The organism is Sporosarcina gallistercoris, assembly GCF_014836415.1.
In the GTDB taxonomy this organism is placed as follows: domain Bacteria; phylum Bacillota; class Bacilli; order Bacillales_A; family Planococcaceae; genus Sporosarcina; species Sporosarcina gallistercoris.
On record NZ_JACSQY010000001.1, the window covers coordinates 225592 to 250339 of the forward strand.

A 24748-nucleotide genomic window follows, 5' to 3' on the forward strand; every position below is an offset into this window, starting at 1 on the left:
CCTTTTTTAACACGTTGTATACAAAAAAACTTCAGTGTTTCGACTGTGTCAATGAATTAAGATGATCAAAAAAACCAGGATAGGAAACATTGATACAAGAAGCATCTTCAATCTGTACAGGTCCTTCAGTCACTAATGATGCAATGGCAGCCATCATTCCCAATCGATGATCCCCATGAGAGCTAAGAATTGTACCTTTAAGTTTTGTCGGTCCTGTAATCCGCATCCCGTCGGGGGTCGGCTCGATCGAAGCGCCCAATTTTCGTAATTCTGAACAAACAGCTTCAATCCTGTCTGTCTCCTTCACCCTAAGTTCCTCAGCGTCTTTAATGATTGTGGTCCCAGTTGCTTGTGTTGCAAGCAATGCGATCACAGGAAGTTCGTCAATCAACCTGGGAATTAGTGAACCGCTAATTTCAACCCCACGTAAATCAGATGATTGTACTGTTAGCTCACCGTATGGTTCGCCTTCTCCCCCAACAGTCTCTTTAATGGATACCTTTGCCCCCATATCTTCCAGGACATCGATAATGCCAGTCCGAGTTGGATTGAGTCCGACATCTTGAAATGTTAGGGAACTTCCCGATACCATAGCCGCTGCACACATGAAAAAGGCTGCTGAAGAAATATCGCCTGGCACCTTCACGTCACATGCTTGAAGAGATTGTCCACCCACAATAGAGACTGAGGTTGCTTCTGATTGGACGTTGGCTCCAAACTGCCGAAGCATGCGTTCTGTATGGTCACGTGAAACAGCTTTTTCAGTAACGGTCGTCGTGCCTTGCGCTGAAAGACCGGCAAATAAAATTGCTGATTTCACTTGAGCACTAGCAATGGGCATATTATACGACATCTCTTTAAGCTGAGTGCCTTTTACAGTCAATGGTAACGTCCCTGTTTCATGGTCACTTTCGAATCTAGCATCCATTTCTTTTAATGGGGTTGTAACACGACGCATCGGTCTTTTGCACAAATAACGGTCACCCGTAACTTCTGCAGTGACGTTCGATCCAGCGAGAATGCCAAGCAATAGCCTGGCGGTCGTACCTGAATTTCCAGCATCCAATGCTTCAACCGGATTTTTCCACCCAGTAATTCCTGGACTTTTAACGGTTACATCTGTGCCGATCCTCTCGATATCCACTCCAAGCTGAGAGAAAATCCGTATCGTTGAAAGACAATCTTCTCCCGCGAGAAAACCACTAATAGTCGTTGTACCCTTTGCAATTGCCCCAAGCATAACAGCACGATGGGAAATCGATTTGTCGCCGGGAACTCGAATAGTCCCCTTCAAAGCATCCCCTTCGTAGGAAGCTGTGATCATGTCTATTTTCTCCATAAATAGCACCTCCGTCAAAGTATTTGCATAGAGTACTCGGTTTCTTGCTCGAGCACTTGTGCAGCCTGGTTTCGTTCGACTGGTGAACGGAAGCTGATAACGAGAATTCCATACACATCTGTTCGCGTCTCAACGATTCGGATATTCGTCAAACTAATCTCTTTCTCAGCCAAGATGCGTGTGATTTCAGAAATCACCCCTGGATGGTCGGGAACATCTATATGAAGATCAAACTGCATATACAGAGCGCCTTGAACTTCATTTTGAGTGACTGATGGGAGATGGTCACGAAACTGTTTCGCTTCATCGAAAAACTGTTGAATCGAACCAGGATCATTATTCTTCAACATTTCCCGTACTGTTTGCATTTCAGAAAGCCATCTATCGAGCTGACCTATTAGCTCTTCTTTGTTTTGCACAGTAATATCACGCCACATCACTGGATCCGCGGATGCGATTCGAGTAAGATCACGGAAGCCACCAGCAGCCAATCTCCGGACAAACGGCTGCCTCTGTTCTTGTGAAGCCAGTAAGTTCACCAGAGAAGAGGCGATAATATGCGGAAAATGGCTAACCACGGCAGTCATACGATCGTGCTCCGATGCATCCAGCACAGCTAATTTCCCTTGTGTCACGGTTAACAAGGATGTTAAACGCTCAAGGTCATCAGGCGGACAGCTTTCTGGGGGGGTTAACACATAATAGGCATTTTCAAATAGATGCTCGATAGCTGCTGAAATCCCGCTTTTGTGAGACCCCGCCATCGGATGCCCGCCAATAAAGGTAATCCCCTTGCTGATCAAACCTTTTGCTGCACTCATAATTGGTTGTTTGGTGCTTCCAGTGTCCGTTACAATAACAGACGGTTTCATATCCCATAATACAGCTTCATGTAACAATTGTGCCGTTGCAGCAACAGGTACAGCGAATATAAGGTAATCCGCTTCTTTTGCCGCGGCTTTGACAGAAGGTGCAACAGAGTCGATAATGCCCCTCCGATATGCTTCGTCTGCAGATTTATAAGAGCGGTCAAATCCTGTAATGACGATTTCAGGATTGCGTTTCAACGCTAATGCCAGGGAACCGCCAATCAGCCCTAGCCCAATGATAGATACATTAGTTGTCATAATATTACCCTCTATTTGTCAACAGTGTTTCGAACGCTTTGAAGAACCCGTTGTTTTGTTCTTCGGAACCGATTGTGACCCGGACCCGTTTCGGGGTGCCAAGTAAATTACCACTTCTTACGATAAAGCCTTGCTGCAGTAACTTGTCTGCTGCTTCAGTGGCATCCATCGGAACTTCAATCAAGACGAAGTTCGCTTCAGATGGGTGAATGTGCAAGTTATGTTTTTTTGCAAACTGTACGAAACGTTTCCGCTGTTTCTCGTTTTCCAGCCGGCATTCATCAATGAATGCCTGATCTGCCAGAGCATGCTCCGCTACTAGAAGAGCTAGCGAACTCGTATTAAACGGATTTCTCACTTTGTTAAGTTCTGTAATGATTTCAGTTGAAGCGATTCCATATCCGATACGGAATGATGCCAGCCCGTATGCTTTTGAGAATGTCCGTAAAATCATGAGATTCGGGTATTCGGATAGCCATTGAATTGGATCTTCATAACTCTCCTCCGTTATGTATTCAAAGTATGCTTCATCCAAAACAGTCAAAACCGTACGGGGAACTGCATCCAAAAACTTCTTTAAGCGTTCAGATGGGATGAGATCACCTGTCGGATTATTTGGGCTGCAGATCCAAATGACTGCTGTTGAAGAATCGATTTCCTGCAAGAAACGGTCTAGATCGTGCTGTCCATCCACTAACGGAATTTCACGAACTTCAGCGCCTTCAATTTTTGCGTTATGTGCGTATTGGGGAAATGAAGGAGTTGGCATCAATGTATTCGACTCCCGGTTCAGGAGTGCACGGCAAATGATCGTGATGATATCGTCTGACCCGTTCCCGAGGATGACATTGGATTCATCCACACCTAATTTCTTTGCAAGCTTCGCTCTTAGCGGAGGAGAAGAAGTTTCAGGATACATTTCTATCTGAATTCCCGGGTTGTCTAGAATTTTCCGGACGGAAGGCGCGCAACCATAGGGGTTTTCGTTAGATGCAAGTTTCACAATTTCACTTAAGTCAAATTCCTTTTGGACATCTTCAATAGAGCGGCCTGGTTTGTAAGGATTCATAGTTGCCAATGCTGGTTTCCAATTCATAAGCGAGTTCCTCCTAAATGCTGTACTATTTCTTAAGATCAGGTCTTAATTTAACTGCGTCATTTTGATAAATGTGAATGATGTCTTGTTGCGCAACTTCTGTATTGACGTGCATAAGTACACGTATACAAAGCGGCATCCCCCCAGGTACATCCATTTCATGCATGCACATGACAGGTACATAGGTCCACCCTTCAATTGTACGGACCGCTTTTGCAGGAAATGCAGATTGCACGTCGATAGTCGTGGAGATGAGTACTGAAACGATATCATCTGCTTTCAAGTCATTCTCAATCGCCATTGTCTGAACCAATTGTTCGGTTGCATCCAAAACAGCTTGTTGTTCATCCTCACTTACGGTTGTTGCTCCCCTTATTCCTCTTACAGTCATGTAACACTTCCTCCTTTATACGAGAGATCAATTCATGGTACGCCTGTTCACAATGTCGTTCTGAAACTTTTTGTGTAAATGGATTTCCTGGACTGTGAAGCAACACGAACACCAATTCACCTGCAGATACCTTCTTATCCATTTTCATGAATTGCAAAAGTGAATTGAATTCGACGTCTACAATTGCTTGTACCGGATAACCTGAATGGTCAGCAAAACGAATGAAGCGATTTGTGAATCCCGGTGAAATGCTTCCGAAGGTTTCACTCAACAGGAGACTATATGCCATACCGATCATGACACATTCTCCATGACTCACTTTCCCGAATCCAAAGTAGGCTTCCACAGCATGACCAAGCGTATGACCGAAGTTCAAGAACTTCCGCATGCCTTGTTCAAATTCGTCTTGTGCCACAATATCCGCCTTTACACGAATCCCTTTGAGGAGCTCAGTCGATAACATTTCCGCTGAAAAGTGCGGGAAGTCAGAATTCAGAAGCAGTGACTCCGTCCAGTCATCATCCGATATCATTGCATGCTTTAGAAGCTCAGCCATGCCGGAACGGACTTCCCGTTCCGGCAATGTCGTAAATAAGTCAGGCCGGAAAAGAACGCCCGCCGGCTGATGAAACGAACCGACCATGTTTTTCCCTTCAGGCATGTTAATGGCAGTTTTCCCACCAACAGCGCTATCGTGAGCTAGTATTGTAGTTGGGCATTGGAGGAAAGGAATCCCTCTCATGAAAGTCGCAGCTACAAAACCTGTCAGGTCTCCACATGCTCCCCCCCCGAATGCAATTAAAACAGATTGTCTTGTGAATTGATGCTGGAGCAAAAACGAATGACAACTCATGAAACTGGCTGGTGTTTTACTCTCTTCTCCCCCCGGAAGCATATGCAGCACAAAAGGAATAGAGGCGGCCTGTAACGCTTGTTCAAGTTTCTCCAGATGGTATGATGCCGCTGTCGCATCTGCAAAAATCCCGACTTTGTCCGCATGTTGCAGTAACTCTTTGTATTCCGTGGCAAAGAGGACATATACCCCTCCGCCTATATGGACGTCGTATGAAGTGCTCATTGTTTTAACGGTGAGTTGTTTCATCGCTTAAAACTCCTTTGCGTAAAGGCGATATTGCTCAAGGTCAGCTTTCAGTCCATCCATTTCAAAAGAGCGGAATTCTTCGATGATCACTTTTGCTAACTCAGTCGCAATCACATGCTCCGCAACTACTGACGCTGCTGGTACCGCACATGGATCTGACCGCTCGATAGTCGCAGTAAATGGCTCTTTTGTTTCAATATCCACACTTTCCAGCGGCTTATACAACGTAGGGATCGGTTTCATCACGCCCCGGATGACAATCGGCATACCCGTTGACATCCCGCCTTCCAAACCGCCAAGACGATTTGTTTTTCTGTAATAGCCTTTCTCTTCGGACCACATGATTTCGTCATGCACTTCACTTCCGAAGCGTTTTGCCATTTCAAAGCCGATACCAAACTCAACGCCTTTGAACGCATTGATAGACATCATTGCAGCTGCAAGACGTCCGTCTAACTTGCGGTCAAATTGCGCATAGCTTCCCATACCTGGCGGGCATCCTTCAATCACTACTTCCACAACGCCACCCAGGGTGTCACCACGGCCCTTTGCATCATCAATTGCGTCCACCATGGCTTGTGATACTGAAGGATCTACGCAGTACACAGGATCGGCTTCCACACGTGCACGGATCTCCTCCATTGAAAGCTCAGCAGATGAAGCAGAATCAGCGACAATCCCTCCGATTTCGACAACATGCGCCATCGTATGGATACCGAGTTCACGCAGGAATTGTTTCGCTACAGCACCGGCAGCAACGCGCATCGTTGTTTCACGTGCTGAAGAACGTTCCAGTACATTTCTAAGATCTCGATGCCCGTATTTAATGCCTCCGACTAAGTCTGCATGACCAGGCCGCGGACGCGAGATCTGACGTTTAATATCTTCGGGCCGGACGTCCTCGGGAAGAGGTTCAACCCCCATAATGGATGTCCAATGTTTCCAATCATCATTGACAACTGTCAACGTCACAGGTGATCCGAGTGTTTTCCCGTGGCGGACACCAGATGAAATAACTACCTGATCTTTTTCGATCTGCATTCTGCGTCCTCTGCCGTGCCCGCCTTGGCGACGCGACAATTCCCTAGTAATCATTTCAGCTGTCAACGGCAACTGCGCCGGTAATCCTTCAATAATTGCGGTCAATTCCGGACCGTGCGATTCCCCAGCAGTTAATACTCTCATCTTGAAATCCCCCTTTTAATACTTGCTGAAATGCAACCATTGTTAGCACTTTACCAAACTACAGCAAAGTTGACTACTTGTTTAAACAAAAAAATCCGGAAAAGTCCGGATTTTTCATATTTTCTTATAAAAGAAGGTGTCTTCCGATTCCAGCCCATAACGCTCGGGGCTGAAAATCTGCTCAGTACTTCCTACGAAAAGAATTCCACCGGGTTTCAACGCTTTAGCAAAGTTCGTGTATATTTGATCTTTCGCCTCTTCTGTAAAGTAAATCATTACGTTCCTGCAGACAATTAAGTCGAAATCATTTCCATAGGCATCATCGAGCAAGTTATGCTGTTTGAAGACGACGGTTTTCTTCACTTCGTCTGTCACTTGGAAAAACTGTCCTTCTTGCTTAAAATACTTTTGCTTCACATCTAGGGGCACTTCTTTTAAAGATCGCTCCGGATAAAGGCCGACTTTGGCTTTTTCGAGCACCCCATTATCCAAGTCGGTCGCAGAAATCGATATCTCTCTCAATGGCAGGTGATTGGACAACACCATCGCCATAGAGTACGGTTCTTCCCCCGTAGAACAAGCAGCGCTCCAACACTTCAACTTTTTAGTTTTCTGCAAAAGCTGAGGGAGAATCTTTTTGTTTAAGACATCCCATCGTTGAGAGTTCCTGTAAAATTCAGATACATTTATCGTCATTCGGTCCAGGAATTCATCCATCATGGATCGATCATTGCGGATCAGCTCAAAGTACTCTGTGAAGTTGTTACATCCTCGTTTTTCATAAAGCGAAGTGAGACGTCTTTTCATTTGCGCTTCTTTATAAAGAGATAGATCGATTCCTGTTTTTTGTTTGACACTGGCGATAAATTTCGTATAATCGGACAATTGTCTACCTCCATCCAGCAATTATGTATAACAAAAACAGCCGGCGGAACCCGCTAGGCTGTTTTTGCTTTGTATTAGTTGATCCAGCTGTTTACTACTTTTTCGTATGAAGAAAGTTCTTCTTCTTTAAAGAACAAACCGATTTCACGCTCTGCAGATTCTGGTGAATCTGAACCGTGGATGATGTTTTTTGCGACAGTGACTGCGAAATCACCGCGGATTGTTCCTGGAGCTGATTCTTTAGGGTTTGTAGCACCCATCATAAGGCGTGCTGTAGAGATGACGTTTTCGCCTTCCCATACCATAGCGAATACAGGACCAGATGTAATGAAGTCAACAAGCTCGCCGAAGAATGGACGCTCTTTGTGCTCCCCATAATGTTGCTCTGCAAGCTCTTGAGAAATTGTCATCAATTTCCCTCCAACGAGCTGATATCCTTTGCTTTCAAAACGGTTTACGATTTCACCAATTAGACCACGTTGTACGCCGTCAGGTTTTACCATTAAAAATGTTTTTTCCATAATTCAAATACACTCCTTCATAGTGACAAATCGGGATTACCCCTACTGATCGTACCAAAGCTCAAGCGATCTTTCAATTTTTTCTTTTTCCGCGAGAATTTAAAAAGTTCGTTTTGCAAGAAAGTCAGCAACTTGTTCGAACGCTTTTTTCGCATCACCATCTGGTAACGACCGAATCTCAGCTGTTGCTTTTTCCAAATACAAATCACTTACTTCATGGGCTTTTTCAATCGCTCCGCTCTCTCGAATATAGCGCAGCATCTCAGCGCGTTCCTTTTCCGATAACGTTCCATCGAACGCTTTAGCCAAGTATGGTTGGAATGCTGTTTCGTTTCGTATGTACAGAATAGGTAACGTCAGATGCCCATTCAGCAGATCAGAACCAGCTGGTTTTCCTAACTGTTTGTCCGATGAAGTCAAATCTAGTATATCGTCGACAATTTGGAAGGCCATCCCCGCATAATATCCAAAGTTTCTAAGTCTGCGGACCACTTCATCATCAGCATTGGAAATCAAGGCACCTAACTCACAGCTGGAGGAAAGGAGCAGAGCCGTTTTCCGTTTAATCCGACGCAAATAATCCCGGAACGATTGGTCCGTTCTTCTTTGGTAATCAAATTGGATGATTTCACCTTTACAGATTTCGAGCATCGTATCTGCTAATAATCGATGCACGGAAGCCATTTCGATTTCACCTATCGATGTCAACGCGCGTGAAAAAATGAAATCACCAGTATACATAGCAACCCGATTATCCCACTTCGCTTTTACGGTTTTGCGTCCTCTTCTCATATTCGAATTGTCAATGACATCGTCATGAACGAGGGAAGCCATATGAACCAATTCCAAGGAAACGGCAACTTTCGCAGTTGTTTCCATCGAATAATTTCCGAACTTGGAAGAAAGAAATACGAAAATTGGACGGATCCTCTTTCCTCCAGCTCTCAGCAAATGCATGGATGCCTGCTGAATAAGCGGAGAATCCGATTGAACGGCATTCTCAAGCTCTTTCTCGATATAGATGAGTTCCTTTCGGAAATCGGTATATAATGCCATTGCCTTCAACTTTTCCAAAATGATTCCCTTCTCCCGCCTGCTTATTATTTGATCGCGATATGTCCCGCAGCTACCCCGCCACTATAAGGACGATAATCGACCCGAGTAAATCCAGCAGACTTAAATAGCTGAGCTAATTCCTCACGGCCTGGGAACTCATCAGCAGATTCTTGAAGCCAAGAATACTCATTGTAGCTTTTCGCGAACAGTTTTCCGAATACAGGCATAATGTAATTAAAGTAAAGTCTGAATAATTGACGGTAACCAGGAATCTCTGATTGAGAAGTTTCCAAGCACGCAACAATGCCACCGGGTTTTACGACACGGAACATCTCTTTCAATGCTGTTTCATAATCGGGCACATTCCGTAAGCCGAAACCGATTGTTACATAGTCAAATGTATTGTCTTCAAATGGCAGCTGCATCGCATTCCCTTGAACTAAGGTAATGTTAGGATACTTATCCGTTTTAGGAGCTGCCGAAGACAACATGGCATTGCTGAAATCCAGCCCTGTCACATCTCCTTTACTGCCAACTGATTGCGCCATAGAGATGGTCCAGTCAGCGGTTCCACAACAGACATCCAGAGCCTTGGATCCCGCTTTTACGTTCATGCGCTCCATAATGTCAGCACGCCATTTTTTGTGCAAGTTAAAACTGATGACAGAATTCATCTTGTCATAGTCTGTCGATATCGATTCGAATACAGAATGGACTTTCTGTTCTTTAGATTGACTCAAGTGGTATCTCCTCTTTTCAATGTCAGCTAAGCGATTTCATCGAGTTCACGAGCTCTTGAATCAGCTCTCGAAGTATCGGGTGCAGCGAATCCATCTGTTCCAGCTCTTGCTGAAGCTTAGGCAAGAGCAAATCCGATGCTTGTTGGATAATGGGTCCGTCGATAACGAATGCTTGCTGTTCGTTGGATTTCCCCATTTTATCCAGTCGTCCTATAGTTAACACAGTCTCCGCAAGCTCCAGATAACTCTCAAATCCATATGATTTGTAAAATGCAGCAATACACCCTGATTCGATGACTTTTAACCTTTCCAGTAAAATCGGACCGGTTTTGTGCCGTTCGTGGTGCAATGCAGTTTTTTGTTCGTTAATATGGGCAATCGTTTGAGACAATTCGCGAATAAATGCGAACTCACCAATTTCCGCTAAAATCCGATAGTGGATTCCGCTGAAATGATCCCCCGCAAGTACAGTCAGCTGTTGTTCAGCAGAGGTCGCTTGGGCGCTTTCAATGCGATCGTGGACATCAAGTGCAGCGTGAATCGCTCCAAGGGATAATGTAATCTTTTTAAGTTTGTCATCCTCGATCCCTTCGTTCACAATGGGCAGCAAAAGAAAAAATGCTTTCACGGCGTCTACTGGAAAAAGACCGATTTCCCGTTTGAGAATGGATTCACGAAGTGCGTACTGCAAGTCGCTAATATAGTTTTCTACAATTGAATTCAGTTCGTGTCTGTTCATCACCGTTTCTCCATTCCAAGGCATCTGACAAGTGAACGATGCAGGTTGCTGTTATGCTCTCTCTTCACTGGAGACAACCCCGTGTGCAGTCGTTATCTCTGCACTCCCACGGATTTTCATAGCGGATGTGTGTTCCGTAAACTGGGCAATCATCACTTCTCCACAGTCCAGTTTTTCCGTATGATGAAATTTCGTGTCGTTACCACGTGTTAACCCGATAACACTGACACCATCTTCTTTTGCTTTAATGACGATGTAATCCGGTGCAGTCATAATTCTCTCTCCTGTCTTTCATATCTCACCTATCATATCATAGTTAAACGGCGATTCGCAAAGGACCGCGACCTTACTTTACAAGGGAAAGAATTTCCGATCTTTTCACATCATCATGTTCGTAAATCCCTCTGGCCGCGGTTGTTATGGTTTTCGCTCCTGGTTTTTTTATACCTCTCATCGTCATACACATATGTTCTGCTTCGATGATGACGTAAACACCGAGCGGTTTCAGCATTTCCATCATGGCATCTGCTACAGTAGTTGTAATTCGCTCCTGCAATTGAGGACGCTTAGCTGTGGATTCAACAGCTCTCGCCAATTTACTGAGACCTGCCACCACGCCGTCACGGGGTATGTATGCAATATGGGCGACACCAAAGAATGGAACGAGATGGTGTTCACACATCGAGTAAAAAGGGATATCTTTCACTAACACGACTTCTTCATGTTGTTCATGGAAAACTGTTTCAAAATACATACGAGGGTCGTCCGCCATTCCTGCGAACACTTCAGCATACATTTTTGCGACGCGCTTCGGTGTTTCCAATAATCCTTCACGTTCTGGATCTTCACCAATCGCTTCGAGGATCATCGTGACCGCTTGTTCTATTTTCTCCAATTTCACTTCTTCCATCGATGGAACCTCCTCTGATGCACATCTAGTCTTTCAAAATAGTAGCATACTCCTTACATTCAGTACAGTTGAGGGCTCGGAATTTCACCCGAGAAACGGAAAAGAAGCCCGTCAGCTTATCCCATAAGGGCTTCTGACGGGCTCCTATGTAATTGAACTCACTTTACAGCATCTTTCAATGCTTTACCTGCTTTGAATGCAGGAACTTTGCTAGCTGCGATTTCAATTTCTTCTCCAGATTGAGGATTACGGCCTTTACGAGCAGCACGCTCGCGTACTTCGAAGTTACCGAAGCCAATCAATTGTACCTTCTCACCCTTTGAAAGAGCGTCTTGGATTGTTTCGAAAACAGTTTCAACAGCTTTTGTTGCATCCTTCTTAGAAAGACCTGCTGATTCTGCTACGGAGTTGATCAATTCAGTTTTGTTCATCTCGTTCACCTCCTCTCAAACGTTTGTAAAACCTCTTTAACACTGTAAAAAGAGTAACATAACCATTTCTGCGGTGCAACAATATTGTAATCCAAGTCTTGCTTGGATATTCCAAAAACAGAAAAAAGACCCGCAATTAACGGATCTTCACTCCTTAGACGATGAACGTCACCATACCTTTATTTCCTTCATTCACCATTTTTTCAATGGTTTCACGCAGTCTTCTACGAGCGCTTGAAGGGACGGCGGACGTCTTGAATCGAATACTCTCTTTCATGACTTCATGCAGAGGTGTTCCGAATAATTGTGTTTCCCACAGCGCATCACGGTCGTGCAGATAAGCGTTTTTCAGCTCCTTCAACAAGTGATGACTGTGGAATTCGGAGCCGATGAGCGGCGCAAATTCCGCTTCCATGTCAATCCTGATGACATGCAATGCTGGAGCTGTCGCTTTCATGCGAACCCCATAAAACGAATCTTGCTTGATCAGTTCTGGCTGTGTCGGCTGGAAATCCGCTATGGTCGGAAGGGCCACACCATACCCATCCTTTTTAGCAGTTTCGATCGCCTCAGCAAACATATCATAGGATTTTTTCGCCTTGACCGCTTCTTGTATGAACACCAGCCAATCTTTCTTTGTTTTCATCTCGGTATCCATATAGGACTCACAAACACCTAAATATGTTTGTTCATCTATTTTCAAGTCCAGGATGGCCCTTCCTTTTCCAGCATCTACCTCGATAACTTCGGCGTGTTTAATGTAATCCTCTTCATTCAACCGTTCTGCAAGCTGTTGGACTTTACGGATCTTGGATGCTTCCAGAAATCCTTCATTGATTATTTTATCAATATTTGCATTCAAATAATGCTCCGATCCTAATACATCCATCCAGTCAGGCTTTTGAAGATCGATATGAGTAATCGGAAACTCATAAAGAGCTTCCTTTAATATCAATTGGATTTCCTGCGCATTCAACTGATCCGCACTAATTGCAATGACAGGGACACCATGCTCTTCTTGTAATTGTTGTTTCAGCTGAACCGTTTTCTCATGAGCTGGCATTTTCGAGTTCAAAACAATGACAAACGGCTTACCGATTTCTTTCAGTTTTGACACGATTTCCGTTTCTGCAGCTTCTGCAGAGGCTCTAGGAATATTATTAACGGTACCGTCGGTTGTGAGCAAGATCCCGATTGTTGAATGATCCCTGATGACCTTATCTGTGCCTATACGTGCAGCCTCTTCAAATGGAATCGGTTCATTGTGCCATGGAGTATGGACATATTTAGGACCATCCTCATCTTCATAGCCTTTTACACCGTCAATGACATACCCGACACAGTCAGCCAGCCGAATTTGAAAAGAGAGCTCCCCTTCTCCTATCGAAACTGCAGTGCCTTGCGCAGGGACAAATTTCGGTTCAGCCGTCATAATGACTGGTCCTGGAGAGCTTTGAGGAAGCTCATCCTGCGCCCGGGTCCGATCTGCCTGCTCACTCATATTGGGGATAACTACTTCTTCCATGACACGTTTAACAAAAGTGGATTTTCCGACACGAACAGGACCTACCACTCCGATATAAATATCGCCATCTGTTCGTCTCGCTAAGTTTTCATATAGTTCTTCTTTCATTTCCATCGTCCTCCTTTTCTACGCATAGTAGTTTATGAAAACAAAAAACGTTTCATGCATAAATGCATGAAACGTTTTTGTTCATTTAGAAGATTTCATGAAAATCGGTTCATTGTTTTCGTCCACAGTGTATGGTAACGAATAGGCAGGCAGTATCGGATGATTGTCCGAAAGCAAGTAACGGATATCGTCTCCCGGCTTTACAGATGGCTTTTCCTTCTCCAAAACCCGGGTCAAGTCGATGGAATAATCGATATAGAATTTCCCGTCTCCACCTACAACGATAGGTAGCTGAGCATCCGAATAAGGACTTTCTACAGTCAATGGTTCCTTAAGCCCCATTTTTTTAAAGTCCACTTCGTAGACATTCGCACCTTCTTGTATAGCGTCTTTGAAAGGAAGTACTCCATTCACCGTTTTCCGCAAAATCAGTTCCCTAATCCGCTCAGCTACACGCAAATCCACGAGTTTAACTGTTGGATTTTCTTCTACATCCATTAATACATATTGATAAATACCGCCTTGTTCGTAAGCATTTGACGGGATTTTCTCTGTCAATGACGGAACGATTTTGGCGAAATCGATTGGATACTTAATATATTGATCCGTAGCCATATCCTTTGTTTTGATCGGCAATAGACCACCCGACTGTCCTTGGAACGTATCGACCGCTTTTTGCACAGTCTCCAGCTGATCCTCATAAGGCGTCTGCTGGCTCTCCACTTCATCTTGGGGGTACATACATCCTGATAAAAAAACAGAAATTATCACTATTATAGGAAGAAGTAGCGCTCTTTTCATAGATTCATGCGCCTCCTGTAGGTCCGTTAAAGACAAGATAGATCATTGCAAAGAATGAAAAGATCAACAAGCCATAGGCGATGACTGCAAATACTATCTTTAAAAGCTTATTTGTTAATTTGGTGCGGCTAACATGAATGAGTCCCATTGAGATCATCATGAAACCCATGGCGTAAAAAGACAGCCACATTTTATCCAGCGAGGACAAAGTACGTCATTCCTTCCAATCGTAAATTTATGCATAAAAAAAGCAGACTCTGGTTCAGTTAGAGAAGTCATCAGTTTCGTTCTTTTTCCCGCGATTCATTAGCCAGTCCACTGCTTCCTTAGGTTCATGACCTTCAAACAAAACAGAGAATAAGGCTTCTGTCAACGGCATAGAGACGTCATATTGCTTCGCCAGCTGGTGAGCGGCTTTGGTGGTGCGGACGCCTTCAATCACCATCCCCATGCCTTCTGTCACTTCTGCAAGAGAGTGGCCTTTTCCAAGCATATTTCCTGCTTTCCAGTTACGTGAATGGACGCTGTTTGATGTGACAATCAGGTCCCCCATGCCAGCGAGTCCCGAAAACGTGGAAGGATTTGCACCCATTTTGACACCAAGACGGGTAATTTCAGCTAGCCCCCGGGTGATTAAAGCCGCTTTGGCATTGTCTCCATAGTTCAAGCCATCCGTGATCCCGGCAGCCAATGCTATCACATTCTTAAGGGCGCCCCCTAGTTCAACGCCCAGAACGTCCTCATTGGTATAGACACGGAAGTAAGAATTCATGAAAAGCGTCTGAATAGTTTTCGCTGCTTCCTCATCCTCAGACGCTACGGTTACAGTCGTTGGATGACGCAACACGACTTCTTCAGCGTGAGATGGTCCAGAGAGCACAACAAGACCTTCACGCGCTTCTGGACGTATTTCCTCCGCCAGCATTTCCGTAATGCGCTTGAGCGAGTCCGGTTCAATCCCTTTTGAAACGTGTACAATGAGTTTCGGTTGTCGGATCAAGTCATTCAGCTGAGAACCGATTTCACGCATCCCTTTTGTAGGAACAGCAATTACGAGAATGTCCCCATGTTCCACAGCCTGTCCAAGGTCAGAGCTGGCTTTCAATGATTCAGGCAGCCGACAATTTTTCAAGTAGGCTTTGTTGGTGTGCTGCTCGTTTATCTCAGTGGTCTGCTCTTGTCTTCTGCCCCAGATCAGACAGTCATGTCCATTTTCAGCAAGAACAAATGCAAGGGCTGTTCCCCAGCTTCCCGCACCAATTACAGAGACTTTTTTCACGTTACCTCATCCTTTCATACAGTTTCGTTAACTTCTAGCCCGGGTAATAATCCGAATCGGCGTCCCTTCAAATCCGAATGATTCACGCAAACGGTTACGAAGGAATCGCTCATACGAAAAGTGCATCAATTCCGTATCATTTACAAACACAACAAATGCCGGCGGTCTGACGGCAACTTGTGTTGAATAATAAATACGGAGACGTTTCCCTTTGTCTGTAGGTGCCGGATTTCTTGCAATTGCATCCTCAATCACTTCGTTCAGTACGCTTGATTGAATACGCATCGAATGGCTTTCACTGATAGTGATGATCATGTCAAACAAGGAACGAACTCGCTGCTTGGTTTTTGCAGACACGTAAGCAATCGGTGCATAATCAAGGAATAAAAAGTTTTTACGGATATCTTCGTTAAAACGATTCATCGTTTTTTCATCTTTTTCAAGGGCATCCCACTTGTTTACAACGAAGAGAATCCCTTTCCCCGCTTCTTCTGCATAACCGGCAATTCGTTTATCCTGCTCACGAATCCCTTCTTCGCCATTTATGACGATCAGTACTACATCAGAACGATCGATCGCTTTCAAGGCACGGAGTACGCTATATTTCTCCGTGTTTTCATAAACTTTCCCTTTTTTACGCATTCCTGCTGTATCGATAATTTTAAACTTCTGTCCTTCGTATTCGTATGAAGAGTCAATCGCGTCAGTTGTAGTACCTGCAACGTCACTAACGATAACGCGTTCTTCACCGAGCAGCGCATTGACCAAAGACGATTTCCCAACATTCGGCCGACCAATCAAAGAAAAACGAATGACATCTTCTTCGATTTCTTCTGCCGTCGGATCAGGGAAATTCTCCGCAACCGTATCCAAGAGATCTCCCAGTCCTAGACCATGTGCTCCTGAAATAGGATGTGGGTCACCAAAACCGAGTGAATAGAAATCATATATCATATCCTTCATCTCAGGGTTGTCCACCTTATTGACGGCAAGCACGACTGGTTTTTTTGTTTTGTATAAGATTTTTGCAACTTGCTCGTCAGCATCGGTCACACCTTCCCGACCGTTTGTAAGGAAGATGATCACATCCGCTTCCTCAATTGCAATTTCAGCTTGCAAACGAATTTGGACTAGAAACGGTTCATCTCCAATATCAATTCCACCTGTGTCAATTAAATTAAATTCGTGGGACAGCCAATCTGCTGCACTATAAATTCGATCCCGCGTCACTCCGGAAACATCTTCTACAATCGAAATACGCTCTCCGACAATTCTGTTAAAAATCGTGGACTTACCGACATTCGGACGTCCTACGATGGCTACTGTTGGTTTACTCATTAGTCATTCATCCTTCCAAGCTATCTTCTGCATATTATACACAAAAAAAAGAGATGGCGCTCAAAAAAGAGCCATCTCTTTCAATACAGTTGTTACAGGTTCGCGAACCTTATTAGTTTGAGAACTTTTTCAACTGGTCTCCGATGACATCACTAATAGAGAATCCGGACGGTTCTTCAGGCATTTCATAGCCATCGTATGTGTCATCTTCTTTTTCAGTCAAATCTTTAATGCTGAGAGACAGACGTTTGTCGTCCGGATTGACATCCAATACTTTCACTTCCACGGTCTGCCCTTCAGATAGTACTTCGTTTGGAGTACCGATGTGATCATGGGAAATGCGTGAGATGTGAACAAGACCTTCCACTCCCGGGAACACTTCCACAAAAGCACCATAAGAAACAAGACGCTTCACTGTTCCTTCGAGCACCGCACCTTTAGGGGCTTTGTCTTCAATCCCTTCCCAAGGTCCAGCTAGCGTATCTTTGATCGATAAACTAATTCGTTCAGCATCACGATCCACCGCCAAAATCTTCACTTCGACTTTGTCGCCTTCCTTCAATACATCAGAAACTTTTTCAACGTGGCCATGGGCAATTTGTGAAATGTGGACTAAACCATCCACACCGCCTAAATCTACAAACGCACCAAATGAAGCGATCCGCTGAACTGTACCTTCAAGGACTTGACCTTCATGGAGACCTGCTAGGATCTCCTCTTTTTTAGAAGATTTCTCTTCTTGAATAACAGCACGATGTGATAGGATCAATCGGTTTTTCTCTTTATCCATTTCCACAATCTTAAAGTCCATTGTGCGTCCTTTGTATTCTTCAAATGATTCAACAAAGTGATCTTCGACTAGTGAAGCAGGGATGAACCCACGCACTCCGAGATCGACTACAAGACCGCCTTTTACAACGTCCTTCACTTCTGTTGTAATCGTGACAGCATTATTGTATTGTTCTTCCAATGTATCCCAAGCATCCTCAGCATCCACTTTTCGTTTCGATAATACGAAAGCATCATCTTCAACTTTAATGATGGAAAGTTCCAGTTCGTCGCCTTCCTTTACTGCATCCGATGCTGTTTCAATGTGAAGACTAGATAATTCACTGATTGGAATCACGCCGTCAAATGGTGCTCCAGAAATTTCTACTGTGACAGATTTATCTTCAATCTTTGTCACTTTGCCTGTCACGCGATCTCCTTCGTTATATCCGTCCATTGCTTCTACATTCATCTCTTCAGTCATATGTAGTCCTCCTCCATATTGATCATAGTTCTATACTATTGGAATATACCCATAAAAACAAAAAATTGAACTTGTTTGTCAGCGATTTTTTTCTATGAGCTGTTGGATCGCTCCCATTATCACTTCTGTAGCCTCTTCAGCAGAAGCTTTACGTTCACGCAATGGAGTCATATCGATCGGCTCGCCGTAGACCACTTTCAGCTGTTTGAATGGACGATATGAACCGATTATTGCACACGGCATGACTAATGCATCCCCTTTTAGTGCAAAAAAACCAGCCCCTGTCAATCCTTTCCCTAATTCGCCGGTTTTACTCCTCGTTCCTTCAGGAAACATTCCGACTACTTGTCCAGAGCGCAGTAATTCCAGCGCTTTACGGATCGCCTGACGATCACTTAATCCCCGTTTTACCGGGAATGCGTTCACATTCGGCAAAACAGACTTCAAAATAGGCAATTGAAAGAGTTCCTCTTTAGCCATGAAGTGCACGGGACGAGGTGCTGTCAACCCGACTACGGGCGGATCCAGGTTATCGATGTGATTCGTGCATAATAAGACGCCTTGGTCTTTCGGAAAATTCTCTTGACCTATCACTTTGATTCGATAGAAAGGTTTTAACACAGCAGTACATAGTGCTTTTCCAAGAGGATATAGATTCATCGGCCTTTCCTCTTTTCTGCATGTTGAATGATCGTATCGGCAACTTGTTCAATACTCATTGACGTAGTATCGATAAAAATCGCATCATCCGCTTGTTTCAAAGGAGATGCGATGCGTTCCATATCCGCCTTGTCCCGATTCGCGATATCTTGGCATAGTTGCTCCATAGATCGATCGATGCCTCTTTTCGTGTTCTCCACAAAACGTCTTGCAGCACGCTCTTCAACAGAGGCAGTCATGTAAATCTTCAGTTCCGCATTTGGCAGTACTGCTGTTCCGATATCCCTTCCATCCATGACAACGCCTTTGGAATTCGCTAGAAGTCGCTGTTTTTCCACCATCATCTCTCTGACCTGCGGCTGGGCAGCAACAGCAGATACATTCGACGTCACTTCTTGTGAACGAATTGCCTCCGTTACATCTTCACCTTCAACCCGGACAATTTGTCCTTCTTCTGCAGGTGATAATTCAATGACGATCCGACTCAGCAATTGAGAGAGTGCTTCGTCGTCATATACATCAATATGCTCCTTTAACGCTTTATATGTCAGAGCTCGGTACATAGCACCCGTATCGATGTACGTATATCCTAACTTGTTTGCGGTTATTTTTGCGATTGTACTTTTACCTGCAGCTGCAGGTCCGTCTATAGCGATCTGTATTCCAATTTCCATATCCATTACCCCCGTACTCAATTCGAAAACATTGTACCATAGCGAAAAGGAAAAAGTCTTATCCATAAAGACCTTTTCCTATTCGTTCCTTTTTTTCAATTGCCGTTCAAAGCATAGCCGGATCACCTGCTGACGAGATTCGGATTCGATTTGGTCGAATTGCATGGATGCAATTCGACGGCCATCTTTCTCCCAAATACGGACGATTCTTGCATTCACCCGCACATATTTAATGGAATTGTTTGCGTAGGGAAGAACGATTGTCAATTTAACAATGTCATCTTCTTCCAAATCTGTTCTTGCCAAATTGACCGCCATTCCGCCTGCACTTATATCTTCAGCGACAAGCTGATGGACAATTCCGTCTTTATCTACAGCTACGTCCAAAGGGGAATCTACGCGCACAAATTCCCTGCGCTGAATTTTAATCAGTTGAGCATCTCCTGGATAGCTGAGCTGAAGCATCGGGATTCCCCGATTCAATCTTCCCATCACTTCTGTCTTAAAGACGTACGCCATTTTCAACTCATCAACGAAAGAGACCAAGAGTTGTGTGCCATCCATGAAAAAAGCAGTTCTTCCTGTCTCAAGATGAGTGGGATAATCGATCATTACACAATCTTTCTCGATATCCACGACACGGCTTTTAAATTTTTCCCCCTCTTCGGTATAGTCTTTGTCTATTGTGATTGAGGTCCCTAATGCAAGCTTCACAAAACCGCCACCTGTCATGATTTCATACTAATAGTATGACATGATAGCCGGGATTTTCCAAACGTTATTTTAAGCTTGCTTCTCCGTACGGATGACATCTTTTGTTTCGGTATCCACAAGAACAACATACGTTCCAATTTCTCCATTTTCTTCTAACGTCACTGTTAATGAGTAAGCGAGCCGTTGAATGCCATGTTCGTTTTCTATATAAACCAGATCTTGATTGTTTAATTTTACATTTTGATGGAAAAACGTTGCCCAATCCACTTTCATCATCGGTTGATCTTTAAGTTGTTCTTTTCGGATATACTCTGCCGCATTGAGTCCAAGGATCCGTCCATCTTCTTTTGCGGCCTTGATTTGAATCGTATCCGATAATACTTTCGCTTGATGCGCTTTTTCTACTCGTGTATAGACAAAATGGAAAGCGGTGTCGTTTTCCCGCACCTCTTCAAAGACTACGTCCGTGTATCCTGAATCTTTTAAAAATGTTTCCACTCGATTACGTACACTTTCCAGTTCCATAGTTCCTACACCTGCCGGCCGCTCTGTCAAGAAGGATAGGATATGTCCTCCTTTTTGGGTGATATCGATATAACCGATAGAATCTTCATCAGCAAATCGGATATGGTAGAAAGGATAGGGAGCTCCCGGCTTACTATCTGTCGTGTCAATCACTTGGTTGGACACATCCGGAAATAATTTCTTGAACTTGGCAAGTGCTTCCTCTTTTGATATTTTAGGATCTTTGATATGCTTCAGTTCTTTTTTCTTCAACGCATCGGATTCACTCGCAGTTAGCGGGAAATCACTTTCCGTATATTGTTGGATGGATGCACTTAACCCTTTCCAGTCAAAAGAGGCTTTTTCACTATCCAATCGGTCTTGCCATTCCGTCATCGAAAGATTACCACTTGCCATATCTGCAGTTGCAATCGACCATTGATCGGAAAGACTTTCAATGTTTTGCGATGCCCGATCCATGACTTTGTGGAATTCTGCAGGATCAGTTCGTTCATTTCCTTCTTTCGAGAACTTTCCTAACCTGCCTAAATAGTTCATCCACGTCGTTGAAAACCGTTGGTCAAGAGGAAGTGATGCGACGGATTGTTGAATATCAGACGACAAACGCCAAATATCCTCACGCGCCTCAAGATCTCCTTGTCCTTGATTGAACAGCAATGTCTTCTTCACAGCTTCGTCAAGCTCTTGCAATTTAGACGAGGCGTCAGAAATATTTTTCGCATACTGGACAGACAATGCATTTTGCAAGTCTTTGTTCTGTGCAGCTATCGAATAGGAGTATACAGATAACGAAACTATCGCGAATACAGCGAGAAACACTAATTTTTTCATAAGGACGTATTGCACCTGCTTTCTGTAAAAGTTGTAATTGCGTATAGAGAAGAAAGACTCTCGTTAGTTACAAAATATATGCATTCCTATTTTTTTGATTTGTGGTCGTGACCAGATCCATTTACTCGTAGCTGTCACAGGATTGAAATAATAAATCGCGTTTTCAGATGGATCCCATCCATTCATCGCGTCTATTACTGCCTCTTTTGCCCGCTCATTCGGCGTTAGCCAGATTTGCCCATCTGACACTGCAGTAAACGCACCTGGCTGAAAAATCACTCCGCCCACTGTATTCGGAAAATCAGGATGCTCGATCCGGTTCAAGATGACAGCTGCTACTGCAACTTGTCCTTCATAAGGCTCTCCACGGGATTCACCATACACGGCATTCGCTAACAGCTTCAAATCGTCTTCGCTATATTTTGAAGGGACTTGTGTAGTTGGCTTATTAGCAGTGTTTCCCCCTTTGACTTGGGAAGATAATGGTATCCCACCATAGTGAGTGAATTCCTTTCCGTTCTTAATATTGTCCATGACGAATTTCTTGTCGTACGAAGAAATCGAAGTCAATTTTTTCTTTGTTTTAGCGCCTGCTATTCCATCTACAGGAATTCCATACTTTTCCTGGAACTCCCTCAATGCCCAATACGTTTGATACCCAAAGTTCCCATCTATTTTCCCTTTGAAGAACCCGATATATTGAAGCCTCGCTTGAAGTTCAATAACATCGTCTCCTTTCGTTCCTTTAGCAAGTTGCCGATCTGTAAATGCATGTGTGTCAGTTGAAAGTGAGAATTGAATACCTACAATAAAGAAAAAGCCAATCAGCATCGTGCGCAATGTTTTGTTCATGTCGTCTCCTCCAGTCGTTCTCCTTAATAAACTTAGACTGTCCTAAATTACTGGATTTATGACACACTGTTCCAATTACGCACAAAAAAAGCCATCCATGAGTATCAAGGATGGCTTTATCGTGCTCTTTTTTGAAGTTGCCTCATTGCAAAAACATGGGCGTATTTCACTCTCGTAAGTCCGAACCACCATAAAAAAAGCATGAATGGAATCATTAAATATACCCACAAATCATGGATTTCTAAAATAGCGTTGTACGTAACATGCAATACAAACGGAAATACGAAAGCAACTATCAAATTTAATCTCTTCCTATCGGTCGTTGCAAATTTTGCTCTTCCAAAGTAGTAACCCATTACGACACCAAACAACGCATGACTCGAAACCGGTAACAAGGCACGAATGAATGCTGTGTCCAGGCCGAATGTGAACAAAAATAAAATATTTTCAACAGTCGCGAATCCTAAGGAAACACTGGCTCCAAAAAGAATTCCATCGTAGGCATCGTCAAACTCAAAGTTTTTATAAACAAAGACTAATAAAATCAACCATTTGAAAAATTCTTCCAAAACACCTGTAAATAGAGTGTTCTGCAAAAATTCATTATCGAAAACCTGTTCTTGCTCAAAAACATGTTGAATGAACAGGATTGGAAACGTCATGACTGCTCCATAGACAAATGCTTGGAAAAGAGTGCGCGAAGGTTCATTTGAAATTTCTTTTCTCAAGTATAAATAACTGAATAGTGCCAACGACGGCGCAATTGCAACCGTAAACAAAATTATCAAGCTTCGCACCCCCGGTCAGGGAGATTATATCACAAAAACAGCAACAATTACCTATTATATTTCCAATCCGCTTTCAATTTATCGGATATCGACAACGCAATCGCTTCTCCATGGTGCCTGCCGTTCTCAATAAAGATAGAATTTGCATTATTACCCGCAGCAATTACACCAGCAATATAAAGACCTTTTACAGATGTTTCCATCGTTTCTTCGTTATAAATCGGACAGCCACTTTCCTCGTCCAACTGGATTCCCATACTTCCTAGGAAGTCGTAGTCAGGATGGTAACCGATCATAGCAAATACAGCATCCGCCTGGATTTCTTCAATCCCTGAATCCGTTTGGACCCGTACCGTATCTTCAGTGATTTCTTCAACATCAGCTTGAAAGATCATTCTGATTTCCCCGTTTTTCACAAGACTTTCAAACCCTGGTAAAATCCACGGCTTCACACTAGGTGAATAAGTGGCACCGCGGTAAACTACTGTTACGTTTGCACCTGCCCGTTGTAGCTCGAGTGCAGCATCTACAGCGGAATTTTTACCTCCGATGACTACCACATTCTTTTGGAAGTACGGGTGTGCTTCTTTAAAATAATGATGGACGTGAGGTAAATCTGCTCCCACAGCTTCAAGGCGGTTCGGTTGGTCATAATAACCTGTAGCTACTATAACGTGCGAAGTTTCATACAAAGCTTTTTCTGTAGTCAGATGAAAAACTTCCCCTGTTTTTTCAACAGACAAGACTGTTTCATCACTGTGTATCTTCAATTGTTCGAGTTCCGCAACTGTTCGATAGTAGACAAGCGCATCATTCCGTTGAGGTTTATCTTTCGCGGTGATAAATGGAATATTACCGATTGATAATTTCATGCTGGAGCTGAAAAATGTCTGATGTGTAGGATAACGGTGGATAGAGTTGACAATACTCCCCTTTTCAATAAGCAACACCTCCAGACCTATCCGTTTTAAATGAATGGCAGCAGATAATCCACATGGACCTGCTCCTATGATAATGGCGTCAGTTTTAAGCATAGCGGCTTGTTCCACTCCTTTTTTCATACTGAATTGTAATTAAATGCGTTTCTGGTGGAGCCCCGAAACGTAACGGCACCATCGTGGTTCCGAACCCATTACTGATCAGTCGAGCGCAGGACGGATCATGCTTGAAGTTCCCTCTTGGCTGCATACCGAAAGGACCAAAGCGAATTTGACCTCCATGTGTATGCCCACCTACTAGGAGGTCAGGTTTGGAAATTTGCTTGATTTTATCGAAAAGCGATGGATTATGGACCGCGATCAGTTGGTACATATAGTCTTCTTCAAAAGAAACTGCATTTTGTAAGTTTGTTTTTCCGCTCGAAGGATCATCCGCACCGCTAATTATCCAATCCGGGTGTTCCGGTATGCGCACACTTATATTATCCAGTATTGTTCCACCGACACTTGCAATAATTTCCCGAACGTTGGCTTCCCCTATTTCCCTATCGTTATTGCCCCATACGTAATAGACAGGTCCCAAGGTAGCTAATTTTTCAACATTGGTCTTCACTCGCTCCAAAGGAACACCTTTTTCAGCTACATCGCCCCCTATAATGACGAGGTCAACCGATTTTTTTTGCGATCGGACTTTGTCCAGTAATTTTTCAGGGATCTTCCTCCTATGCACATCACTAATGAAAAATACGGTAAGCGCTTCGTCAGCAGTAGACGAAGGTTTCACTTTCATACGGTGGGTCTTTAAAGAAGTCCGATGTGCACTATAAAGCATACCTCCAAGCAATAAGCTTAAACATGCGAATAGCACACGAATTCCAATCCAAAAAATTTTCATACATCCACCTACCATATGAAAAAGGCAAAGTCAGCGTACTTTGCCT

At 43.7% G+C, this 24748-nt stretch carries 28 protein-coding genes; all 28 read right to left on the minus strand.

The features are described from left to right. Positions 1–31 precede the first annotated feature (31 nt). The 28 genes from aroA to H9659_RS01350 all read right to left on the minus strand — a co-directional run bounded on the left by aroA (position 32) and on the right by H9659_RS01350 (position 24702). Positions 32–1339 (minus strand): 3-phosphoshikimate 1-carboxyvinyltransferase, encoded by a 1308-nt coding sequence (aroA, locus tag H9659_RS01215; RefSeq protein WP_225217582.1) that lies wholly within the window; start codon positions 1337–1339, stop codon positions 32–34. A 14-nt stretch (positions 1340–1353) separates the two neighbouring features. Further along, complete coding sequence (locus H9659_RS01220; RefSeq protein ID WP_191688092.1) at positions 1354–2466, minus strand: prephenate dehydrogenase; 1113 nt, start codon at positions 2464–2466, stop codon at positions 1354–1356. Between the two features lie 4 nt (positions 2467–2470). Further along, positions 2471–3562, minus strand: a complete 1092-nt coding sequence (hisC, locus tag H9659_RS01225) for a histidinol-phosphate transaminase (protein WP_191688093.1) — start codon at positions 3560–3562, stop codon at positions 2471–2473. Between the two features lie 25 nt (positions 3563–3587). Further along, positions 3588–3953, minus strand: coding sequence for a chorismate mutase (gene aroH, locus H9659_RS01230; protein WP_191688094.1), 366 nt, complete (start codon positions 3951–3953; stop codon positions 3588–3590). Continuing rightward, on the minus strand, positions 3913–5055 hold the full coding sequence (gene aroB / locus H9659_RS01235) for a 3-dehydroquinate synthase (RefSeq protein ID WP_191688095.1): 1143 nt from the start codon (positions 5053–5055) through the stop codon (positions 3913–3915). Before aroB ends, aroH begins: the two co-directional genes overlap by 41 nt. 3 nt (positions 5056–5058) lie before the next feature. Then, entirely contained in the window at positions 5059–6240 is a 1182-nt protein-coding gene (aroC, locus tag H9659_RS01240; protein ID WP_191688096.1) for a chorismate synthase, read from the minus strand. 114 nt (positions 6241–6354) lie between these two features. Then, positions 6355–7125 carry a CheR family methyltransferase gene (locus H9659_RS01245; protein WP_191688097.1) on the minus strand — a complete coding sequence of 257 codons (771 nt, stop codon included), beginning with the start codon at positions 7123–7125 and terminating at the stop codon, positions 6355–6357. Positions 7126–7199: 74 nt separating this feature from the next. Further along, positions 7200–7646 carry a nucleoside-diphosphate kinase gene (gene ndk, locus H9659_RS01250; RefSeq protein ID WP_025784884.1) on the minus strand — a complete coding sequence of 149 codons (447 nt, stop codon included), beginning with the start codon at positions 7644–7646 and terminating at the stop codon, positions 7200–7202. Positions 7647–7745: 99 nt separating this feature from the next. Further along, positions 7746–8720 carry a polyprenyl synthetase family protein gene (locus H9659_RS01255; protein WP_191688098.1) on the minus strand — a complete coding sequence of 325 codons (975 nt, stop codon included), beginning with the start codon at positions 8718–8720 and terminating at the stop codon, positions 7746–7748. Positions 8721–8746: 26 nt separating this feature from the next. Next, positions 8747–9442, minus strand: a complete 696-nt coding sequence (locus H9659_RS01260) for a demethylmenaquinone methyltransferase (RefSeq protein ID WP_191688099.1) — start codon at positions 9440–9442, stop codon at positions 8747–8749. Between the two features lie 22 nt (positions 9443–9464). Next, entirely contained in the window at positions 9465–10181 is a 717-nt protein-coding gene (locus H9659_RS01265; protein WP_191688100.1) for a heptaprenyl diphosphate synthase component 1, read from the minus strand. 51 nt (positions 10182–10232) lie between these two features. Next, positions 10233–10454, minus strand: a complete 222-nt coding sequence (mtrB, locus tag H9659_RS01270; protein WP_025784889.1) for a trp RNA-binding attenuation protein MtrB — start codon at positions 10452–10454, stop codon at positions 10233–10235. A gap of 73 nt (positions 10455–10527) precedes the next feature. Next, the gene (folE, locus tag H9659_RS01275) at positions 10528–11091 is read right to left on the minus strand and encodes a GTP cyclohydrolase I FolE (protein ID WP_191688101.1); all 564 of its coding nucleotides are present in this window, start codon (positions 11089–11091) and stop codon (positions 10528–10530) included. Positions 11092–11249: 158 nt separating this feature from the next. After that, positions 11250–11522 (minus strand): HU family DNA-binding protein, encoded by a 273-nt coding sequence (locus tag H9659_RS01280; RefSeq protein ID WP_191688102.1) that lies wholly within the window; start codon positions 11520–11522, stop codon positions 11250–11252. Positions 11523–11676: 154 nt separating this feature from the next. Continuing rightward, positions 11677–13155 carry a stage IV sporulation protein A gene (spoIVA, locus tag H9659_RS01285; RefSeq protein ID WP_191688103.1) on the minus strand — a complete coding sequence of 493 codons (1479 nt, stop codon included), beginning with the start codon at positions 13153–13155 and terminating at the stop codon, positions 11677–11679. An 81-nt stretch (positions 13156–13236) separates the two neighbouring features. Beyond that, positions 13237–13956, minus strand: a complete 720-nt coding sequence (locus H9659_RS01290; RefSeq protein ID WP_191688104.1) for a hypothetical protein — start codon at positions 13954–13956, stop codon at positions 13237–13239. Positions 13957–13960: 4 nt separating this feature from the next. Next, a complete protein-coding gene (locus H9659_RS01295) occupies positions 13961–14146 on the minus strand; it encodes a DUF2768 domain-containing protein (protein WP_225217614.1) in 186 nt (61 codons plus the stop codon). 72 nt (positions 14147–14218) lie between these two features. Continuing rightward, positions 14219–15235 (minus strand): NAD(P)H-dependent glycerol-3-phosphate dehydrogenase, encoded by a 1017-nt coding sequence (locus tag H9659_RS01300; protein WP_191688106.1) that lies wholly within the window; start codon positions 15233–15235, stop codon positions 14219–14221. Positions 15236–15262: 27 nt separating this feature from the next. Then, on the minus strand, positions 15263–16573 hold the full coding sequence (der, locus tag H9659_RS01305) for a ribosome biogenesis GTPase Der (RefSeq protein ID WP_191688107.1): 1311 nt from the start codon (positions 16571–16573) through the stop codon (positions 15263–15265). A gap of 112 nt (positions 16574–16685) precedes the next feature. Beyond that, entirely contained in the window at positions 16686–17825 is a 1140-nt protein-coding gene (rpsA, locus tag H9659_RS01310; protein WP_191688108.1) for a 30S ribosomal protein S1, read from the minus strand. A gap of 78 nt (positions 17826–17903) precedes the next feature. Then, the gene (locus H9659_RS01315; RefSeq protein ID WP_191688109.1) at positions 17904–18485 is read right to left on the minus strand and encodes a lysophospholipid acyltransferase family protein; all 582 of its coding nucleotides are present in this window, start codon (positions 18483–18485) and stop codon (positions 17904–17906) included. Next, a complete protein-coding gene (gene cmk / locus H9659_RS01320) occupies positions 18482–19159 on the minus strand; it encodes a (d)CMP kinase (protein WP_191688110.1) in 678 nt (225 codons plus the stop codon). Before cmk ends, H9659_RS01315 begins: the two co-directional genes overlap by 4 nt. Before the next feature lie 78 nt (positions 19160–19237). Then, positions 19238–19873, minus strand: coding sequence for a flagellar brake protein (locus H9659_RS01325; RefSeq protein WP_191688111.1), 636 nt, complete (start codon positions 19871–19873; stop codon positions 19238–19240). Positions 19874–19942: 69 nt separating this feature from the next. Then, a complete protein-coding gene (locus tag H9659_RS01330; protein ID WP_191688112.1) occupies positions 19943–21229 on the minus strand; it encodes a PepSY1/2 domain-containing protein in 1287 nt (428 codons plus the stop codon). A gap of 63 nt (positions 21230–21292) precedes the next feature. Beyond that, complete coding sequence (gene sleB, locus H9659_RS01335; RefSeq protein WP_191688113.1) at positions 21293–22081, minus strand: spore cortex-lytic enzyme; 789 nt, start codon at positions 22079–22081, stop codon at positions 21293–21295. Between the two features lie 116 nt (positions 22082–22197). Beyond that, positions 22198–22869: a glutamic-type intramembrane protease PrsW gene (gene prsW, locus H9659_RS01340; RefSeq protein ID WP_191688114.1), complete on the minus strand. Its 672-nt coding sequence runs from the start codon at positions 22867–22869 to the stop codon at positions 22198–22200. Positions 22870–22916: 47 nt separating this feature from the next. Next, positions 22917–23903: a YpdA family putative bacillithiol disulfide reductase gene (locus H9659_RS01345; protein WP_191688115.1), complete on the minus strand. Its 987-nt coding sequence runs from the start codon at positions 23901–23903 to the stop codon at positions 22917–22919. After that, positions 23896–24702, minus strand: a complete 807-nt coding sequence (locus H9659_RS01350) for a metallophosphoesterase (protein ID WP_191688116.1) — start codon at positions 24700–24702, stop codon at positions 23896–23898. The genes H9659_RS01345 and H9659_RS01350 overlap by 8 nt, the downstream gene beginning before the upstream one ends. Between the last annotated feature and the right edge of the window lie 46 nt (positions 24703–24748).

Bases quoted from the DNA above. Each gene is read 5' to 3' on its own strand.
- cmk (WP_191688110.1), bottom strand. From the start codon at position 19,159: ATGGAAATTGGAATACAGATCGCTATAGACGGACCTGCAGCTGCAGGT.
- H9659_RS01265 (WP_191688100.1), bottom strand. From the start codon at position 10,181: ATGAACAGACACGAACTGAATTCAATTGTAGAAAACTATATTAGCGAC.
- mtrB (WP_025784889.1), bottom strand. From the start codon at position 10,454: ATGACTGCACCGGATTACATCGTCATTAAAGCAAAAGAAGATGGTGTC.
- H9659_RS01330 (WP_191688112.1), bottom strand. From the start codon at position 21,229: ATGAAAAAATTAGTGTTTCTCGCTGTATTCGCGATAGTTTCGTTATCT.
- spoIVA (WP_191688103.1), bottom strand. From the start codon at position 13,155: ATGAAAGAAGAACTATATGAAAACTTAGCGAGACGAACAGATGGCGAT.
- H9659_RS01295 (WP_225217614.1), bottom strand. From the start codon at position 14,146: ATGTGGCTGTCTTTTTACGCCATGGGTTTCATGATGATCTCAATGGGA.
- H9659_RS01220 (WP_191688092.1), bottom strand. From the start codon at position 2,466: ATGACAACTAATGTATCTATCATTGGGCTAGGGCTGATTGGCGGTTCC.
- aroB (WP_191688095.1), bottom strand. From the start codon at position 5,055: ATGAAACAACTCACCGTTAAAACAATGAGCACTTCATACGACGTCCAT.
- folE (WP_191688101.1), bottom strand. From the start codon at position 11,091: ATGGAAGAAGTGAAATTGGAGAAAATAGAACAAGCGGTCACGATGATC.
- aroH (WP_191688094.1), bottom strand. From the start codon at position 3,953: ATGACTGTAAGAGGAATAAGGGGAGCAACAACCGTAAGTGAGGATGAA.
- rpsA (WP_191688108.1), bottom strand. From the start codon at position 17,825: ATGACTGAAGAGATGAATGTAGAAGCAATGGACGGATATAACGAAGGA.
- aroA (WP_225217582.1), bottom strand. From the start codon at position 1,339: ATGGAGAAAATAGACATGATCACAGCTTCCTACGAAGGGGATGCTTTG.
- H9659_RS01280 (WP_191688102.1), bottom strand. From the start codon at position 11,522: ATGAACAAAACTGAATTGATCAACTCCGTAGCAGAATCAGCAGGTCTT.
- H9659_RS01315 (WP_191688109.1), bottom strand. From the start codon at position 18,485: ATGAATCTATATCCTCTTGGAAAAGCACTATGTACTGCTGTGTTAAAA.
- der (WP_191688107.1), bottom strand. From the start codon at position 16,573: ATGAGTAAACCAACAGTAGCCATCGTAGGACGTCCGAATGTCGGTAAG.
- H9659_RS01350 (WP_191688116.1), bottom strand. From the start codon at position 24,702: ATGAAAATTTTTTGGATTGGAATTCGTGTGCTATTCGCATGTTTAAGC.
- H9659_RS01290 (WP_191688104.1), bottom strand. From the start codon at position 13,956: ATGAAAAGAGCGCTACTTCTTCCTATAATAGTGATAATTTCTGTTTTT.
- aroC (WP_191688096.1), bottom strand. From the start codon at position 6,240: ATGAGAGTATTAACTGCTGGGGAATCGCACGGTCCGGAATTGACCGCA.
- ndk (WP_025784884.1), bottom strand. From the start codon at position 7,646: ATGGAAAAAACATTTTTAATGGTAAAACCTGACGGCGTACAACGTGGT.
- sleB (WP_191688113.1), bottom strand. From the start codon at position 22,081: ATGAACAAAACATTGCGCACGATGCTGATTGGCTTTTTCTTTATTGTA.
- H9659_RS01345 (WP_191688115.1), bottom strand. From the start codon at position 23,903: ATGCTTAAAACTGACGCCATTATCATAGGAGCAGGTCCATGTGGATTA.
- hisC (WP_191688093.1), bottom strand. From the start codon at position 3,562: ATGAATTGGAAACCAGCATTGGCAACTATGAATCCTTACAAACCAGGC.